16 protein-coding genes and 2 pseudogenes are annotated in these 16,803 nt (G+C 70.6%); 7 read left to right on the forward strand and 11 right to left on the reverse strand.

Annotation, left to right across the window (positions count from 1 at the left end; translation table 11 throughout):
* Positions 1–302: pseudogene (locus tag GUY59_RS40975) on the reverse strand (hypothetical protein); the annotation flags it as partial.
* Between the two features lie 28 nt (positions 303–330).
* On the opposite strand from GUY59_RS40975, the gene GUY59_RS40980 reads away from it, so the two are divergent.
* A complete protein-coding gene (locus GUY59_RS40980; RefSeq protein ID WP_138207977.1) occupies positions 331–1,065 on the forward strand; it encodes an alanyl-tRNA editing protein in 735 nt (244 codons plus the stop codon).
* A gap of 52 nt (positions 1,066–1,117) precedes the next feature.
* On the forward strand, positions 1,118–2,722 hold the full coding sequence (locus tag GUY59_RS40985; protein WP_236667998.1) for a DUF2207 domain-containing protein: 1,605 nt from the start codon (positions 1,118–1,120) through the stop codon (positions 2,720–2,722).
* 12 nt (positions 2,723–2,734) lie between these two features.
* Here GUY59_RS40985 and GUY59_RS40990 read toward each other — a convergent pair whose 3' ends face one another.
* Positions 2,735–3,649: an asparaginase gene (locus tag GUY59_RS40990; RefSeq protein ID WP_138207979.1), complete on the reverse strand. Its 915-nt coding sequence runs from the start codon at positions 3,647–3,649 to the stop codon at positions 2,735–2,737.
* 60 nt (positions 3,650–3,709) lie between these two features.
* Between GUY59_RS40990 and dtd the strand changes: the two genes are divergently transcribed.
* Positions 3,710–4,135, forward strand: a complete 426-nt coding sequence (gene dtd / locus GUY59_RS40995; protein ID WP_138207981.1) for a D-aminoacyl-tRNA deacylase — start codon at positions 3,710–3,712, stop codon at positions 4,133–4,135.
* Between the two features lie 4 nt (positions 4,136–4,139).
* Here the strand turns inward: dtd and ygfZ are convergent, their stop codons facing one another.
* From ygfZ to GUY59_RS41015, 4 genes are all read right to left on the reverse strand, one after another.
* Positions 4,140–5,078, reverse strand: coding sequence for a CAF17-like 4Fe-4S cluster assembly/insertion protein YgfZ (gene ygfZ / locus GUY59_RS41000; RefSeq protein ID WP_132339880.1), 939 nt, complete (start codon positions 5,076–5,078; stop codon positions 4,140–4,142).
* A 9-nt stretch (positions 5,079–5,087) separates the two neighbouring features.
* Entirely contained in the window at positions 5,088–5,501 is a 414-nt protein-coding gene (locus tag GUY59_RS41005) for a Fur family transcriptional regulator (RefSeq protein ID WP_132339878.1), read from the reverse strand.
* 325 nt (positions 5,502–5,826) lie between these two features.
* Positions 5,827–6,123, reverse strand: a complete 297-nt coding sequence (locus GUY59_RS41010; protein WP_132339876.1) for a DUF2470 domain-containing protein — start codon at positions 6,121–6,123, stop codon at positions 5,827–5,829.
* Between the two features lie 4 nt (positions 6,124–6,127).
* Positions 6,128–6,616 carry an FABP family protein gene (locus GUY59_RS41015; RefSeq protein WP_138207983.1) on the reverse strand — a complete coding sequence of 163 codons (489 nt, stop codon included), beginning with the start codon at positions 6,614–6,616 and terminating at the stop codon, positions 6,128–6,130.
* Positions 6,617–6,654: 38 nt separating this feature from the next.
* Between GUY59_RS41015 and GUY59_RS41020 the strand changes: the two genes are divergently transcribed.
* Positions 6,655–7,017, forward strand: a complete 363-nt coding sequence (locus tag GUY59_RS41020; protein WP_132640166.1) for a DsrE family protein — start codon at positions 6,655–6,657, stop codon at positions 7,015–7,017.
* On the opposite strand, the gene GUY59_RS41025 is transcribed toward GUY59_RS41020, so the two are convergent.
* From GUY59_RS41025 to GUY59_RS41045, 5 genes are all read right to left on the reverse strand, one after another.
* Positions 7,011–7,808 carry an ArsR/SmtB family transcription factor gene (locus tag GUY59_RS41025; RefSeq protein WP_138207985.1) on the reverse strand — a complete coding sequence of 266 codons (798 nt, stop codon included), beginning with the start codon at positions 7,806–7,808 and terminating at the stop codon, positions 7,011–7,013. The genes GUY59_RS41020 and GUY59_RS41025 overlap by 7 nt on opposite strands.
* 102 nt (positions 7,809–7,910) lie before the next feature.
* Positions 7,911–8,624, reverse strand: coding sequence for a type 1 glutamine amidotransferase (locus GUY59_RS41030; protein ID WP_138207987.1), 714 nt, complete (start codon positions 8,622–8,624; stop codon positions 7,911–7,913).
* Entirely contained in the window at positions 8,614–9,843 is a 1,230-nt protein-coding gene (locus tag GUY59_RS41035; protein WP_132339866.1) for a MurT ligase domain-containing protein, read from the reverse strand. The genes GUY59_RS41030 and GUY59_RS41035 overlap by 11 nt, the downstream gene beginning before the upstream one ends.
* A gap of 71 nt (positions 9,844–9,914) precedes the next feature.
* Entirely contained in the window at positions 9,915–12,908 is a 2,994-nt protein-coding gene (locus GUY59_RS41040) for an ATP-binding protein (protein WP_161714967.1), read from the reverse strand.
* Between the two features lie 71 nt (positions 12,909–12,979).
* Complete coding sequence (locus GUY59_RS41045; RefSeq protein WP_171055643.1) at positions 12,980–14,923, reverse strand: hypothetical protein; 1,944 nt, start codon at positions 14,921–14,923, stop codon at positions 12,980–12,982.
* Between the two features lie 221 nt (positions 14,924–15,144).
* Between GUY59_RS41045 and GUY59_RS41050 the strand changes: the two genes are divergently transcribed.
* The 3 genes and pseudogenes from GUY59_RS41050 to GUY59_RS49500 all read left to right on the forward strand — a co-directional run.
* Positions 15,145–15,756: a hypothetical protein gene (locus GUY59_RS41050; RefSeq protein ID WP_138208617.1), complete on the forward strand. Its 612-nt coding sequence runs from the start codon at positions 15,145–15,147 to the stop codon at positions 15,754–15,756.
* Entirely contained in the window at positions 15,753–16,400 is a 648-nt protein-coding gene (locus GUY59_RS41055) for a hypothetical protein (RefSeq protein WP_138208616.1), read from the forward strand. Before GUY59_RS41050 ends, GUY59_RS41055 begins: the two co-directional genes overlap by 4 nt.
* 7 nt (positions 16,401–16,407) lie before the next feature.
* Positions 16,408–16,803 (forward strand): annotated as a pseudogene (locus GUY59_RS49500) (hypothetical protein); the annotation flags it as partial.

Genomic DNA, 16,803 nt, shown 5'->3' on the forward strand with positions numbered 1-16,803 from the left:
CGCCCGACCCGCCCCTTGCTGAGATAGCCGGTGCCGCCCGCCCCCGCGATGACCGGCTGCCAGCTCAGCAGGCGGGCGGTCTGCGCGGCGTAGGTCTCCCAGCGCGGCACCGGCCCCGACCCTACGGTGAAGCTGTCACCCACGAACATCACGACCGGCGTGGACGGCCGCACGACGGGCGTGGCGGGCACCAGCGGCGGGGACGCCTCCGCACCGGCGTTGCACCCGCACAGGAACTCCGTGCACAGGCCCAGCAGCGCGAGAACCGGCGCGATCCGGGAACGACGCGTCAGGCCGCGCATGACCACCTCTGAGGGCTAGGCTGCCGATATGACCTACGACCTCCACGGGCGGACGCAACGGCTTGAACTGTCAGACCAGGATCTTCGCGACTTCGAAGCCGTGGTGCTGGAGTCGTCGCCTGAGGGGATCGTGCTGAGCAGGTCGGCATTCTATCCAGGTGGCGGCGGCCAGCCGGCGGATCAGGGAGTTCTGCTCTGGCAGGGGGTCGAGACCCGCATCGTCGGGGCGCGCAAGGGCGACGACCTCCAGCTGATCCCGGCGGAGGGCGACCCCGTCCCGCCGGCCGGCACGGTGGTCGAGGCCGCGGTGGCCGACGAGCGGCGTTCGGCCCTGATGCGCACCCATTCGGGGCTGCACGTGCTGTGCGGGGTGGTGTTCCGTGACTACGGCTGCCTCGTCACCGGCGGCAACATGGACGAGCTGACCGCCAGGATGGACTTCAACCTGCCCGAGGTGCCCGCGGGGTTCAAGGAGGCCGTCGAAGACGCCTGCAACGCCGAGATCGCCGCCGACCGGCGCATCGACGTGCGCGTGCTGCCGCGCGCCGAGGCGTTCGCCATTCCCGACATCATCCGCACGGCCACCAACCTCGTGCCCGAGACCGTGCAGGACGTGCGGATCGTCGACATCGTCGGCCTCGACACCCAGGCCGACGGCGGCACCCACGTGGCCTCCACCAAGCAGATCGGCCACATCAAGGTCGCCAAGATCGAGAGCAAGGGCCGCGGTTTCCGCCGCCTCCGCATCCAGGTCTCCAGCTGACCGATGTGCAGCACGCTGGACTGATCTGTCCGAACCGATACGATTTGCCGCCATGGGTATCAGGCTCACGATGGCTGCCCTCGCGGCCACCGCTCTGACGTTGACCGCAGCCCCCGCCATGGCGGCGCAGGCCGGGATAACGGACGAGGTGACGATGACCCTCGGCAAGGACGGCAGCCTGCACGTGGTCGAGAAGATCACGGGGGCGTCGGGGGGGCTCAAGCGCACGTTCATTACCAGGACCCGGCACGACGACGACAACGACCGCCTCTACCAGATTTCCAACGTCAAAGGCGGCACCTACGCCGACGGCGTGCTCACCGTGACGGGCGGGACGGTCGAGTACGACGTCAAGGGCGCGGTGACGCCGTCAGGCGGCATCGAGGAGCTGCGCTGGTTCGCCGTGAACGGCTGGAACCAGCAGGTCGCCAAGGCGACGGTCAAGGTGAGCGGCCCCGGGCAGGTGCAGAACCTGTCCTGCTTCGCCGGCGAACTGACCTCGGCGATCGGCTGCACCTCGGCGTCCATGGACCACACTGCCACCCAGGCCGAGTTCGAGCAGGAGAACATCGCGCCGGGCGACGCGCTGACCGTGGTCGTCGGATACCCGAAGGGTTCCAGCACCGGCACCCCCATCCTGGAGAGACGTTTCTCACTGGCCTCCGCGTTCACCCTCGACCTCGTCACCGGCGGCGCGCTGGCAGCGCTGCTGGTCCTGCTGCTCGGCGGGTTCGGCCTGCTCTACTGGACGCGGGGCCGGGACGCCCGGGTCGCCGACCACGACAAGGACGTGATCAACCCGGTGCAGAACGGGCACTTCGCTCCGCCCGACGGGGTACGTCCCGGCCAGATCGGCACGCTCGTGGACGAACAGGCCGACGTCGTCGACGTGACGGCCACGATCGTCGACCTGGCGGTCCGTGGTCACCTGCGCATCGACGAGCAGCCCCGCCAGACGTACGACGCGCCCGACTGGATGCTCGTCAGGCTGCCCAACGCGCCCGTCAACACGCTCCTGCCGTACGAGCGGGCGCTCTACGACGCCATCTTCGACGGCCGTGACGCGGTGCTGCTGTCGCAGTTGTCCGGCTCGTTCGCCACCCACCTGGGCGCGGTGCGCGACGCCCTCTACGCGGACGTGGTCGAGCAGGGCTGGTTCGCCCGCCGCCCCGACACCGAGCGCACCCGGTGGACGACCATCGGCGTGGTGCTCATCGGCGTGGGCCTGCTGTCCACGGTCGCGCTGGCCTGGTTCACGACGTACGGGCTGCTCGGCCTGGCGTTGATCATCGCGGGTGGCGCGCTGGCCGTCGGCGGGCAGTACATGCCGGCCAAGACCGCGAAGGGCTCGGCGGCGCTGGCGCACACCATGAACTTCCGCGACTTCCTCTTCTCCGGCGAGCTGGGCGACGTGCCCGAGCAGCACAGGGTGGAGCTGTTCTCCCGCTATCTGCCCTATGCCGTGATCTTCGACGGGGTGGAGCACTGGTCGCGGGTGGTGGCCTCGGTCACGGGCAACGGCCACCAGTCGGACAACCTCTACTGGTATCACGGCCCCGCGGAATGGGACCTGTCGAAGTTCGCCGGCTCGATGCGCACGTTCACCACGACGACCTCGGGCGCCATCTCCACCAGCCGCCAGTTCCGCACCCTCTGACGCGAGCCCCGCTCAGCGCAGACGGACCCGCAGCTCGCCGACAGGGCGGCCGCCGCCGAGCACCGGCGGGGCGCCCAGCTCGGCAAGCTCGGGGGCGTCGAGGCCGAGGGAGCGCAGCGCCGCCACGGTGACGGCCACGCGGGCGCGCTGCGCACCGTCCTCGATCTTGATGGTGCCGGCTCGCCCGTCCTCGAACACGAACGCGTCGAACGCCTCCGCACCCGCCTTCACCATGAGCCCGGGCAGCGCCCTCATGAGCGCCGCCTCCGGTCGCTCGGTGCCCGAGGTCCACTCGGGGTAGGTGCGCATCGCGTCGAAGATCTTGCGTTCGTACGAGTCGGGCGACGACAGCGCGTACGCACGGAACGCCTTGACCACCCCGAGCATCGACACGAACAGCAGCGGCGCCCCGCACCCGTCGGCACCGGTGGCCGCGATCCGCTCCCCCGTCAACTCCTCCACCGTGTCGCGGATCGTGCGCTGCAGCGGATGCCTGGGCTCCAGGTAGGTCTCCGTCGGCCAGCCGTTCGCCACGCAGGTGGCCAGCATGGCGGCGTGCTTGCCGGAGCAGTTCATGTGGACGCGGCTGCGCTCGGTCACCGTCCGGTCGAACGGATGGTCCTCGGGGCAGCGCAGGGCCGTCTCCTCCAGCCCCGCCCCGGCGAGGATCTTCCTGACGCCGTCGAGATGGAACGGCTCACCCGAGTGGGAGGCGCAGGCCAGCGCGAGCAGCTCGTCCTCAAGCCGCAGGCCGGCACGGAGCATGCCGAGCGCCTGCAGCGGCTTCAACGACGAACGCGGCGAGGCGGGCACGTGCACCGCGCCCCTGGTCTCGGCCAGGCGCCCCTCGGCGTCCACGGTCAGCATGCGGGCCTGGTGCGTGGATTCCACGAACCCCGACCTGACGACTTCCACGACCACCGACATGTCACGACCTCTTTCTTGGCGAGTCTACGGACGGTTTTATCTGGTCCAGAATGGATGTCCATGCGAGCAGTCGTACAACGAGTGAGTTCGGCATCGGTCGAGGTCGACGGGCGGACTGTGGGGGCGGTCACCGAGCCTGGCCTGCTCGTCCTGGTGGGCGTCACCCACACCGACACGCGCGCCGAGGCTGCCAGGCTCGCCGCCAAGCTGTGGGGCCTGCGCATCCTGCACGGCGAGAAGTCGTGCTCCGACGTCTCGGCGCCGCTCCTCGTGATCAGCCAGTTCACGCTCTACGGTGACGCCCGCAAGGGCCGCCGGCCCACCTGGCAGGCCGCGGCCCCGGGACCGGCCGCCGAGCCGCTGGTGGAGGCCGTCGTGGACGAGCTGCGCGCGCTGGGCGCCCATGTGGAGACGGGGGTGTTCGGCGCCGACATGAAGGTCTCGCTCGTCAACGACGGCCCCATCACCCTCCTCCTGGAGGTCTGAGGCCTCAGCGGATCCGGCGGCGCAGCGACGGGTCGATGGTGACGTTGCGGCCCGCGTCGGGCGCCACGATGACCTCCTGCGTGGCGGCCACCCCGCCGGCCAGCAGCGACGCGTCCACCGGCACCGTCCGCTTGACCACGGCCAGGGCGATCGGGCCCAGCTCGTGATGGCGTGCCGCCGTGCCGACCACGCCGACCTCCTGGCTCTCGAAGATCACCGGAGCGCCGTGCGGGGGCAGCGTGTCGACGCTGCCGTCGAGGTGGAGGAACACCAGGCGGCGCGGCGGATGCCCCAGGTTGTGCACGCGCGCCACGGTCTCCTGGCCGCGGTAGCAGCCCTTGGTCAGGTGGACGGCCGAGCCGACCCAGCCGACCTCGTGCGGGATGGTCTTGTGGTCGGTCTCGAACCCCAGCCGCGGCCGGCCCGCCTCGATGCGGAGCGCTTCGTAGGCCCACAACCCGGCCATCGGTCTGCCCAGGTGCTCGCCCAGCTCGGCCCGCGGCACCAGGAAGTCCTCGCCGGCCGTGGACAACACCGCCAGGTCGTCGACCCGCGACACCTCGACGCGCATCATGAACCGCATCCGGTCGAGATAGTCGACCAGGCTCTGGGCGGTGCCCGGCTCGACGTGGGCCAGCACGCTCTCACCGTCGTCGACCAGCGTCATGTGGTGTTGCACGCGGCCCTGGAGGTCCAGGTCCAGCGTCTGGGTCCACTCGCCGGGGGTCAGCGTGTCGAGCTTCTGCGAGGTCAGGTCGTTGAGCCATTTCAGCCGGTCGGCGCCCGCGACACGGATCACCTCGCGGTTGCTGCGGTCGACGACCGCCTCCCCCTTGGCCAGCGCACGCTGCTCGGCGAACAGGTCGCCGTAGTGGGCGGCTACGTCGGAGTCCGGATCGTCGGCGGCGACGGCACCGGGAAGGTCGAGCAGAGGGCTACGCATGCCTCCAGGCTATCGGCAGTCGCGGCAGCGCCCGAAGACGGTCAGGTGGTGCACGTCGGCGACGAACCCGAGCTCTTCGTCCAAGCCCTTGACCAGGCCGTCGGCCATCTCGGGGCGCACCTCGATCACCTCGTCGCAACCCCGGCACACCAGGTGCACGTGGTCGGCCTCGGCGGCCAGATGGTAGGTCGGCGCTCCGTGCCCGAGGTGGGTGTGGGTGACCAGGCCGAGCTCTTCGAGCAACTCCAGCGTGCGGTAGACCGTCGAGATGTTCACGCCGCGGGCCGTCTCACGGACCTTGACGCAGATCTCCTCCGGCGTGGCGTGCATCAGCTCCTTGACCGCCTCGAGGACGAGCTGGCGCTGCGGGGTCACGCGGTAGCCCTTGGCACGGAGTTGCTCGTGCCACTGCGTCTCCGTCATGCCCCGAGTGTAAGGCGCGTGGCCCGGACCTGCTGCCGGACGGCCGGACGATATTCGCTTGCCCCTTCGCCGGGGAAGCACATAGCTTCGTTGGTACGCGGAAAGGAGGTGGTCCAAACAATGGTGATTCATAGTTGGACTAGCGAGGTGGTTGTCCGCTAGAGCCGCGGACTCGTTGTCTCGTGGCGTTCGCGAATACGAGGCAACCACCGGGGCCCCTGGCAGCCGGAGGGCGGGATGTCATCCCGACCTTGGTCCATCCGGCCCGTCTGCTCGGCAGGCGGAGCGTCGCCCGGGGCCCTTCTTCATGCCCGGACACGTCCCGTCAGTGCTGCCCCCTGGCCGGGATGCCCAGCTTCTCGCACGCGTCGCGATAGAGGCGCACGACGGCCATCCGCACCTGCGAACGCTCGGTCAGCGTCTCGCCCCACGGCACCCGGACCCGCTCGCCGCCGTCGACGGTGAACTCGATGCCCTCGGCGTCGACGTCGCTCGTCACGGCGGTCGTCGCCTCCGGCCGGCCCCCGAGCCCGCGTACGATGATCAGCGCGTCGTCGGGGTGGTCGTCGTTCATGTGACTCTTGATCGCCTGGACGGCGGCGGGAGTGAATGGCGTGCTCATCGGCTCACGCTACCTTCTTCAGCTCCGCCGACATATGGTCGGTGAGCGGGTGTCCGACGGCGGCCATCTCATAGGCCCACATGAGGTTGCCGTTGACGAGCCCGTAGAGCCGGTGACCCGCGGTGTACTCTTTGGCGGAGCCCGTGCGCGCCACCACGTCGGTGCGCAGCTCGATCTTGTGGAAGACCACCTCGCCGATGTAGATCTCGACGATGCCGGTCGGGTGCGAGAGCACCACCTCGACCTGCCTGCCGGGCTGCGGCCGCCAGTATCCCGACTCCGTGGCCAGCGGCCTGACGCGGTTGCCGGCGTCGTCGAGCAGCCACGTGCGGCTGACGTACGTCAGGAACGGCTTGCCGTTGTGGCCGAACTCGACCTCCTGCCCGAAGTTGAAGCTCTCGATCGTCGGGTAGCCGCCCACGCCGGCGCCTTCCCATCGCCCCAGCAGGAACGCGATCGGCTCCAGGTCGGTGTGCACCTCAGGTTCTTCCATGCTCCCCAAGCGTAGTAGGGGGCGTTAGGGTGACGGGCATGGCACGATCTCTGGTGATCAAGGTGACCGCGGGAGCCGACGCGCCCGAGCGCTGCAACCAGGCGTTCACGGTCGCGGCCGCCGCGCTCGCGAGCGGTGTTCCCGTTTCTCTGTGGCTGACCGGCGAGGCGTCGTGGTTCGCGCTGCCGGGGCGGGCCAAGGAGTTCAGCCTGCCGCACGCCGCGGACCTCAGCGATCTGCTCGACGCCGTGCTGGCCGGGGGGCGGGTGACGCTCTGCACGCAGTGCGCCGCCCGCAGGGAGATCACCGTCGACGACCTCATCGACGGCGTGCGCATCGCCGGGGCTCCGGCGTTCGTCGAGGAGGCGGTCGCCGAGGGCGCCCAGGCTCTCGTCTACTGACCGGCCCCCGCGGGGAGCGGCTCGCCGGTCTCCAGCAGGGTCTTGAGGCTGCTGACCAGCTCGGGCCAGCCGTCGCTGACGGCGTCGCGCACGGCGCTGTCCGGAGGGAAGCCGCCGTGCACGATGGTCAGCTTGACCATCTCGCCGGCCTGCCCGATCTCGAAGGTCACCGTTGATCTGGGCTCCGCGGCCATATCGGCGCGCGTCTCGCCGCTCAGGCCGACGCTTTCGGCGAACTCCGGTGTGAAGGTGTGCCACGTGTAGGCCAGCCGGCGCGGCGGGTCGGCCTCCAGCACGACCTGTTCGGGGTCCTCCATCGTGACGCCGAGCTGCTTCCAGGTCACGGTCGATCCGGCCGTCCAGTCGGACTCGAGCTCCACGCCCCAGTAGCGCTTGGTGAATGCGGGGTCGGTCAACGCCTGCCAGAGGCGTTCTGGTGTGGTTTTGATGTAGGTCGTGTAGACGAAATCGTGGCTCGTCATGGAAGCGCTCTCCAATGCCGTCTTGAGGTCGGTCAGGGCGCCGGCCCGGTGGCGGTCGTATCTGTTGATCCAGCGGTCCGCGATGGCGTTGATCGGCACGGCGTTGAGGTAGTGCAGCTTCTCCCTGCCTCGCCACACCGTGGTCACCAGGTTGGCCGCCTCCAGCACGGCCAGATGCTTGCTGACCGACTGCCTGGCCATGTCGAGCTCGGTGCACAGTTCGCGAAGAGTCTGCCCGCTGCGCGCGTTCAGGCTGTCCAGCAGCCTGCGCCGGCCGGGGTCGGCCAGAGCCTTGAACACCTCGTCCATCTACCGCCGTCCAGATTCATGCAGCCTTCCGGCTGCCTTTTACAATAGGCAACCGGAAGGCTGCATGTCAACGGGCGTAAACCGCTCCGGCCTCGCGACCGGTCAGCCGGGCAGGACGGACGCCAGGCGTTCCTGGCGGAGTGCTTCGTAGCGGGAGTCGTCGAGCGGCGCCAGGTCGCCGACGCACCACGACAGCAGCAGGTCGGCCAGCGCCGGGTTGCGGGCCAGGGCGGGGCCGTGGAGGTAGGTGCCGACCACGTGACCCGCGTAGCACCCTTCGAACCCGTTGCCGTTGCCGGTGCCCACGATCGTCCTGGACAGCGCCTTGACCCCGGGGCCGAGGTGGGTGACGCCCATGTGGTTCTCGAAGCCCGTCAGCGTGGGCAGGTTGAGCGCGGCGTCGACCTCCGCCACCAGCTCGCCCACCGCCCGCGCCGCCCCGCGGGAGCTGGAGATGTCGAGCAGCCCGATGCCGTCGACCGGCTGGCCCTCCTCGCCGCCGAACGTGCTGCCCATGATCTGGTAGCCGGCGCACACCGCCAGCAGGACCGCGCCGCCGGCGACGGCGCGGTGCAGGCCGCCGTCCCTGCGCAGGCGCTCGGCGGCCAGGATCTGGGGGCGGTCCTCGCCGCCGCCGATGAGATAGAGGTCGCCGGTCTCCGGCACCGGATCGGCCGAGCGTACGTGGATCGTCTCCGTCTCGACGCCCCGCAGCTGCGCCCGCCGCTCCAGGACGAGCACGTTGCCCTGGTCGCCGTAGGTGCTCAGCAGGTCAGGGTAGATCCAGACGATACGCAGGGCGCTGTCAGACGGCACGACCGAACTCCGATCGGATCTGCTGGAAGGCGGTGTAGTTGGCGATCACGTCGACCCGGCCGGGCGGCTGCATGGCCAGCGCCTCGGTGAACGTGTCGCACAGCGTGAACGGCACCTCGGCCACGTCGAGCCGGAGCGCCAGGTCGAGGCGGCGCTCGCCGGTGACGAACACGGGCCGGCCGCGCAGGATGCGGTAGTCGACGTCCCACAACCACGACGTGTCGCGGCCGTCGGGACCCTGGGCGTTGACCGACAGGATGATGGGCAGCTGCGGGTCGGCGACGTCGAACGCCTCCAGCCAGCCCGCCGGGTTCTTCGACAGCAGCAGCCGCGCGTAGCGGCCGTCACGCTCGACCGTGGTGTAACGGCCCGCGACCGAGGTGACCTCGCGCAGCCTGGGCAGCGCCCGCTCGACCGGCACCCCGAAGGCCGCCGCCACCGCCAGCGCCATCACGGCGTTGGAGCGGTTGGCCTGGCCGGGCAGCTGGATGTCGAGCAGCCACCGCTCGCCGTCGGGGTCGAGCGCCACGTCGTCGTCGACCGCCCACTGCGGCTCCGGCCGGTGGAAGGTGCACTCGCGGCACGCCCAGTCGGCGTCCTTGCGGTCGAGAGGGCCGCCGCACTCGGGGCAGCACCAGGAGTCTTCCTTCCACCGCTGCCCGCCGGCGACCCAGGTGACCTTGGCGGCCGTGGAGGCGCCCCAGGTGACGAGCGGGTCGTCGCAGTTGGCGATGACGTGGGTGGGCTTGCCCGACAGCGCCCTGCGCCACTTCTGCGCGAGCAGCCAGATCTCGGCGGCGCGGTCCATCTGGTCGCGGCTGAGGTTCATCAGGCAGACGACGCCCGCCCCCGTGGTGTCGAGCACCTCGGGCAGATATTTCTCGTCGACTTCGAGCACGCCGTAGGGGGCGCCTTTGTACTGGGACAGCGCCGAGACGTGGCCGGCCGGCATGTTGGCCCCGAACGCGTTGGTCGCCACCTCGCCGAGCTCCAGGAGCGCCGAAGTGACCAGCCTGGTCGTGGTCGTCTTGCCGTTGGTCGCGCTGATCAGCGCCAGCTTGCGGTCGAGGGCCAGCTTGCGCAACAGATCGGGCTCGAGCATCAGCCCGACCCGCCCACCGATCACCGAGCCGTCACCGCGCCCGGTCATCCTGGACAGCGTGGCGGCACTGCGGCCCAGGGCACTGGCGAGCTGCGCCCGCAGAGGAAGCTGGGTCATGTGCATGGATCCTAGTCGTGGTTGACCCCTTCGCCGCCTACGTGAAGGAAAACGCGGCCCTGCAGTCACCCTCAGGATGCCGGAACCGGGGCGGGGGACGGCGCCGTCGGCTCGGCGAAGGTGATCTCCGGAGCGCCGCCTTGGTCGAACGGCAGGACGAAGCGGCGCGGCCACGACAACACCCCCTCCAGCCATCCGGCCCCCATCGTCTGCCCCACGTGCCGGAGCCGGGCCGAGGCCTCGATGCCGATCGCGACCGTCATGACGTCCCGCTGCACGGACTCGTTCTCGTCGTCCCCGAGGATCACCCGCCAGGCCAGCTCCCTGTTGCGGGCCACCTCCATCGACAGCGGGTGGTGGCGCAGCGCCTTGGCGCGGTGGCCGAGCAGCTCGGTGGGCGCGAGGTCGCCGACGCCGTTGCCGTTCGGCTGGCGGAAGAGGGCGTACTCCATGGGCGGCGCAGAGGTGCGCAGGTCGGGGGCCGGGCGGCCGTACGGGAAGAGCCGGTCCACCTCGTGCAGCCAGCGCACCTGCGGGATGACCCACGACGCCCCGGGCCGTTCGCCGCCGTTGTCGAGCGCGGCGAGCAGCCGCGTGGCCGTCTCCGCGGCCTTCTCCGTCAGCAGCGCCGGGTCGAACCAGCTCCGCAGCGACCAGGCCCGCCGCTGCACCGAGCGCTCGATCAGGGTGGCCAGCAGGCACTCCCTGCGCCGCGCGGGCAGGTCGGCCCAGGCGGCCGACAGGGAGCGCGGCACGCCGGGCAGCGGCCGGTTGCTGACGAACGCCAGCACGACCGTCTCGCACCAGATGCGCAGCCAGGCCCACTCCGGCGCGTCGGCCAGCACGTCGGCCTCGCGCAGCTCGACCAGCGTGCACGCCTGCCCGGTGCGGCACTGCTTGCCGCAGGCCGCCGACCTGCGGCCGCGGATCGGCGGCGGCGGTCCCGGCACGACCTTCTCCCTCGACTCCCCCAGCGGCACGCGCACCCGCAGCGGCCGGTCCATGCCGTCCGCGAAGACGGCGGCCGCGCCCGGCTGCAGCGAGACGACGTGCCGGGACTGCTCGTCGCTGAGGTTCATGGCGGCGCCGACGAGCCTCCTGTCGTCCTCGGCCGGCAGCCGGTGCACCACCTTCAGCGCGGTGTTCTTGACGACGTCGGAGACGAGCTTGGTCGGGATCTGCTCGGCGACCACGATGCCCTCCCCGTACGCCCTGATCTCGGCGAGCAGGCCGGCCAGCAGCTCGACCGCGTGGGTGGAGGCCCGGCCGTGGCCGCGGTCGCGCAGCAGCCGGTGGGCCTCCTCGATCACGATGACGTGCCGCAGCTCGGGCGACTTCTCCCGTCTGGCCCGCATGCGCAGGTGCTCCACGATCCTGATGATCAGCGTGCCCATGAGGAACGCCTTGTCCTCGTCGTTGGCGACGTCCTCGATGGCCAGGACGACGTCGCGCTCCAGCAGGCCGCCGATGTCGGCGGGATGCCCGCCCTCGAAGAAGCGGCCCGCCGAGCCGACGCGCAGGGAGCGCAGCCGCAGCGAGATGAAGCCCTCGACGTCGGCCTGGACCTCGCGGCCGTAGCCGATCTCCTTGATGACGTCCATGGCGTGCTGCTGGAGTTGTTCGAGGGTGGGGACGCTGGGCGGGACGTTCGCGCCGGGCACGGCGCCGCCCGTGACGACGTCCCAGCCGGTGGCCTCGTAGACGCGCTGCAGGGCCAGCGACATGATCTGCGGGAACGGCTCCTCGGCGTCGAACGCTGCCATGAACAGCGCCCTGACCATGTCGATGTGGGCCTGGACGGGGTAGCCGGGCTCGGGTTCGAGCGGGTTGATGCTGAACGGCACGCCGTCGGGCGCCGACGGGTTGATCACCGTGAGGGGGTCATCGATCCGGCCGGCCATGGCGGCGTACTCCGACTTGGCGGGTTCGATGGCCAGCCACGGGATGCGGGCCCTGCTGAGCTGCTCCAGCAGGTGCCTGACGGTCTGCGACTTGCCGGAGCCGGTCGCTCCTGTGATGAACGCGTGCCGGTTGAGCGTGGCCAGCGGCACCTGGAACGTGCCGACCCCCCTGTCCTGGCCGTCGAGGATCTCGCCCAGCTCCAGCTCGCCCGCGTCGGCCTCGGACGTCACGTCGAAGAAGCCCGAGTCGAGCACCCGTACCCCGGGCACCTCACGCCGGGGCAGCCCCGCCAGCGCGGCCAGCGCGCCCGCGGTCGCGGCGAACGGCGCCGCTGCCCCGTCGGACGGGTCCTGCATGGTGATGGCGAGGGCCTCGGACAGCGCGTGCACGGCGCCGTGCGAGCTGCGCAGCCGGTACGGGTGGTGACTCATCTCGACGGACCCGACGAGCACGGGCGCGATCTGCCGCAGCTCCTCGGCGGTGGCGCCGCCGGCCAGCACGCGCACGTTCCAGAGCCCCGCCTCGCGGAAGGCGTCCAGCTCCTGCATGCGGCGCTCGGCGCGCTCGGCGTCGAAGCGGGAGCGCTCGGAGGCGTCGCCGTACTGCCTGAGCACGTTGAGCTGGGTGCGCAGGTGCGCCACCTCGGCGTCGAGCAGATCGGTCGGCTCGGCCACCACCAGCCACGCGAAGGGCCGCGACATGAGCGTCACCAGCGTCGACTCGAACAACGTCGGCCGCTTCAGCTCGTCGGGGTCGAGCTCGGAGAACTCCCGCCCCCTGCCGCCCAGCGGCGGAGCCTGCCGCCCCGGGCACGGCGTCCACACCAGGTCCGCCAGGTCGGCGAGGTACTCCTCGTCGAGCTGCACGCCGCGCGCTCCGCCGGGGAACAACAGCGGTTGCGGCCCGCTCGGCCGGCCGGGCGCGTCGGTGGACCTGCGCGGTTGGCGCGGCGGCGAGAGCGGCCCCGCGTTCGTGATGAGTTCGAGCGGCGCACCCGACCCTCTGGACAACCAGCCGATCACGAACGGCCGGTCGCGCTGCGCCGCCGAGAGCACCGCGGGAAGCACGGTGACGAAGTCCCATTCCGCCGACGAACTTCGCGAGGGCGCTGCGATCGACTGGATTCGGTACCAGGGTCCGCTCAGCGAGACACTCGGCTGCATTTCATTCCCCCACAGACGGTTCTTTGTTAAATTCCGCCAACCGTCAGCTCGTCGCCTTGACATTGACCATGTCATTGCCTGCCCTTGCGCCAGTCCAGGCGTGGCGGTGGTGGCCCGAGGTTCGCAGGGGGTTCTCCGTCGCCGTCCTGGGCGCGCGGGTCGAGCGACAACACGGCGTCGCGCACGTCCTCCAGCTCGCCGAGAGTGGTCTTGGGGAAGGACAGGATGGCCGGGTTGGCGTCGGCGAGCCGGACCCGCCTGCCCTGGGCGGTCGCGTCCGTGACGATCACCGACGTGGTGGGCAGCTGCTGGAGCTGGTGCGGCTCGACGAGGAACTCGCGCGAACGTTGCAGCACCCGCTCCTTCTCCGAGATCTTGTCGGCGGTTCTGCCCCACTCGGTGGACTCCGCGATGTCGCCGGCCAGGTCGTGACTCTCGTCGCGGTCCTGCCTGTCGTCCTCCACCTGCGCGACCGTGGAGATGTAGGCGCCGTCGAGCCCCGGCAGCGAGGCGCTGATGGTCTCGGTGAGCTGGGCCAGCTCCAGCCGGTGCTCGGTGCCGACGTGCTCGCTGGCGACGCGGGCGTCCTCGGCGTTGCCGAGCCGCATGAAGGCCACCGCCGCGTGCCCGCGGCCCAGCCGCTCGCGTACGGTCGGCGTCAGCGACCTGTACGTCAGCACGAGCCCCGTACGCGAGGTCTCGCAGGCGTCCATCAGCCGGTCGAGCACGTCGCCCCTGAGCTTGTCGGCGCCCGCCACGATGATCGTGTGGTACCAGGGCCGGTTCGACGCGGGCGACTGGCGCAGGATGTGGGTGAGCGCGGTGGCCACGTACGTACCGAGCACCCGGTTGCCGAACACGCCCGCCTGGCGGTCCATGCTCACCACGCGCAGACGGGCGGGCGGCAGGCGTACGGCCTCGGTGCCGAGCGACTCCAGCTTGCGCAGCTGCGACTCCAGGGCCCAGGCCCGCTCGATCACCACGCGGTCGCTCACCCCTCGGCCGAACAACGTGCCGATGCGCTCCAGCTGCGTCGCGGTGAGCAGCCCAAACCTCAGGTCGTCGCGCGGGTCGCCCACCTGCGCCAGCGCCCGCAGCGCGGCGGTGACCTGGCTGATCGTGGCGTTCTCCCCGAGCACTTCGAGCACCCGCTCCAGGATCGCGTTGTCGAAGCTGAGGTCGCGCGTGCTGCGGTGCTCCTCGCTGACGCTCACCACGTGCGCCAGCACGTCGGCGAACGCCTCGGGCTTGAGCGTGGCGCCCAGGTCGAGCTTGGGCAGGTCGGTCGGGAGCACCCAGACCAGGGGGTCGTCGCCGCCCTTGCGGGCCAGCTCGATCAGGTCCTTGGCGATCGCGCCCTCCGACAGGTCGAGCACGGTCAGGTGGCCGCCGCTGTAGAGGCGGGTCGCCCCGAGGAGGGTGATCAGCGCCGACCACCCGGGTAACGTGCCGCCCGCCACGTCGATGCGGTCGAGCTCGTCGGGCACGGCGACGGCGTACCAGGTGAGCTGCTTGTCGTGGCGGTCCTTCGACTCCTGCCACTCGCGGTAGCGCTGGGCGTGCTCCTCCTGTGCGCGGAACAGCTCCCTGTCGCGTTGGCGACGCCGGCGTTCGTCCTCGGCCTGCTGCTCCTGCACCCGGTGTTTCACCGCCCGGTCGCCCTGCAGCAGCGCGTACGTGCAGATGCCCGCCACGCCGCCGGCGGCGACCAGGCCGAGCAGCGCGAACGACCACGCGAGGTAGCCCGCCGCCGCGACGGCCAGGATCAGCGCGATCACCACCAGCATGGACTTGCGGAAGCGGCGTACGGGCCGGTTGAGCATGTCCTCCTGGCGGCGCTCGCGGCGCAGGGTCTCAAGCCGGGCAGGGTCGTCCTCGTCGGTGGGGGGCTGCTCCTCGACGGGGGACGGGCGCTTCGGGGGCGGGCCCGGGTCGGGATGCAACAGGATGTACTGCCAGCCCAGGTAGATGCGGTCCGCCTGGAGCTGGGCATGCTCGGGATGCACGTCCGCCACGTGACCCTCCGGCCGCCGATATGTCATTAGGGGTTGGGGTCAGCCCTTTCCGTTCCGTGCCAGCGTATGAGTTACAAGCACCGTAGTGGCAGGGTTTCTCGGCAATTCGACCACTCCGATGGGAGCATTGCGGCAGATGAGACAAGCGAGACCTATTACCATCCTTATCCATGACGGAACCCTCCGGCGGCAGCAGTGAGAGGCCCAGACGCCCCGTAGCGGTGCCCGCAATCGCTCTGACGGCCTTCACGGCCGTCGGCATCACCGCCTTGCTCGGCGGGCTGCGCGAGGCCCCAGAGGAGCCCGAGGCGCTGGGCCAGGGCGCGGTGATCGACCAGGGCCAGTTCACCACCAAGGTCGTCGAGTCCCGCGTGACGGTGGAGCGTGCCCAGAACCGGTTCTCAGAAGACAAGCGCTTCGTGGACGTGATCTTCGACGTCAGGAACAACGGCGACGCGACCGCCTCGGTCGGCAGCCCGCCGCAGAAGATCGAGTCCGCCTTCACGCTCGCGTCCTTCGCCGGCTCACTCGTCAAGATCGCCCCTGCCTTTCCCAAGGACGCGGGCCCCAACACCTTCGCCCAGGGCAAGGGCGGCCTGAGCCAGCAGCTCCACCCCGGGATCACCAGCCAGGTCGTCCTGCGCTACCGGCTCAAGGACACCGACCCGCCGCCGAAGCAGATCACCCTCGACGTGGCCTCCTTCGCGTGGGAATCCGACTTCAACAACGTCACCCCCCGCTGGAAGATGGTCGCCACCGAAGCAGGCGACAAGTGGCTCCCCGAGGTCAAGGCCAGGGTGACCTTGCCGGTCAAGGAAGGTGACGGAGTGTGACCGCCACACAACCAAGATCATCAGCTGCGCCCGCGCGCCGCGGCCGGCGAGGTGGGCGCCGCCCCGCGAACACCTCACGACTGCTCAACGCCGTCGCCGGGCTCGTGCTGGCCGGAGCAGCCGTCCTGCTGCAGACCATGTCGCTCAACGAGGGCGAGCAGAACCTGCCCCTCACCTACGTAGGCGACAAGGGGGAGGACGTCGACGCCAAGCGCTTCACAGTACGGGTCGACTCGTACGTCACCGCAAGGTCGATCAGGAGCCTCACCGGCAAGACCATCGGCACCGACCACCTCTTCCTCGTCGTCAACGCCTCGGCCAAGTCCAGCCTCAAGCCGTACAAGCTGGGCCAACCGGTGCTGATGACCGAGGACGGCAAGAAGTTCAGCGCCACGGACCGCGTCGACAGCACCCAGACCCTGTCGAACGTCTGGGTGCAGCCGGACATCTGGGTCAGCGGCCGGTACTTCTTCGAGGTCCCCGCCTCGGCGCTGCCAGGAGCGCGGGTCGTGTTCGGGCTGCCCCAGGCCTTCATCATGGAGACGTACCAGCCCGAGATCGAGGTCGACCTCGGGCTGGACGAGGCGGGCGCGCGCAAACTCGCGGCCTCACCGCAGGACGTCTACTCGATGGACAAGAAGTGAGCGCAGGATGAGTACGAACGACGAGCGCGACTGGTTCGCGCCCCGGAACGACCGGCGCCGCGAAGACGACCCGCCGCCGCCTCCGCCCAGCCGGACGACCCCGCCCGGACTCGGCGCCCTCTCGGGCCGCAACTACCCCCCGGGGGAGGTGATACCGCTCGAAGAGGGCATGTATCCCGATCTCTTTTCCGGGGAGGGCACGCGCCACGACCCGGACCTCAACGCGCCCCCCGGTCGCCACCCTGGCGGTGACGCGCTCGGCGGGCGTGGGGAGCACCCGGCGCATGCGCCGGCGCCCGGCCAGGGGATGCCGTCCGCTCACGGGATCCCGGCGGGGCCAGAGGAGACGGCGCCCGTGCCCAGAGTGCCGTCAGGCCCGCTTCCCCCGGGCCCTCCTCCTGTG

The organism is Nonomuraea sp. K271, from assembly GCF_009908215.1.
GTDB lineage: Bacteria > Actinomycetota > Actinomycetes > Streptosporangiales > Streptosporangiaceae > Nonomuraea > Nonomuraea longispora.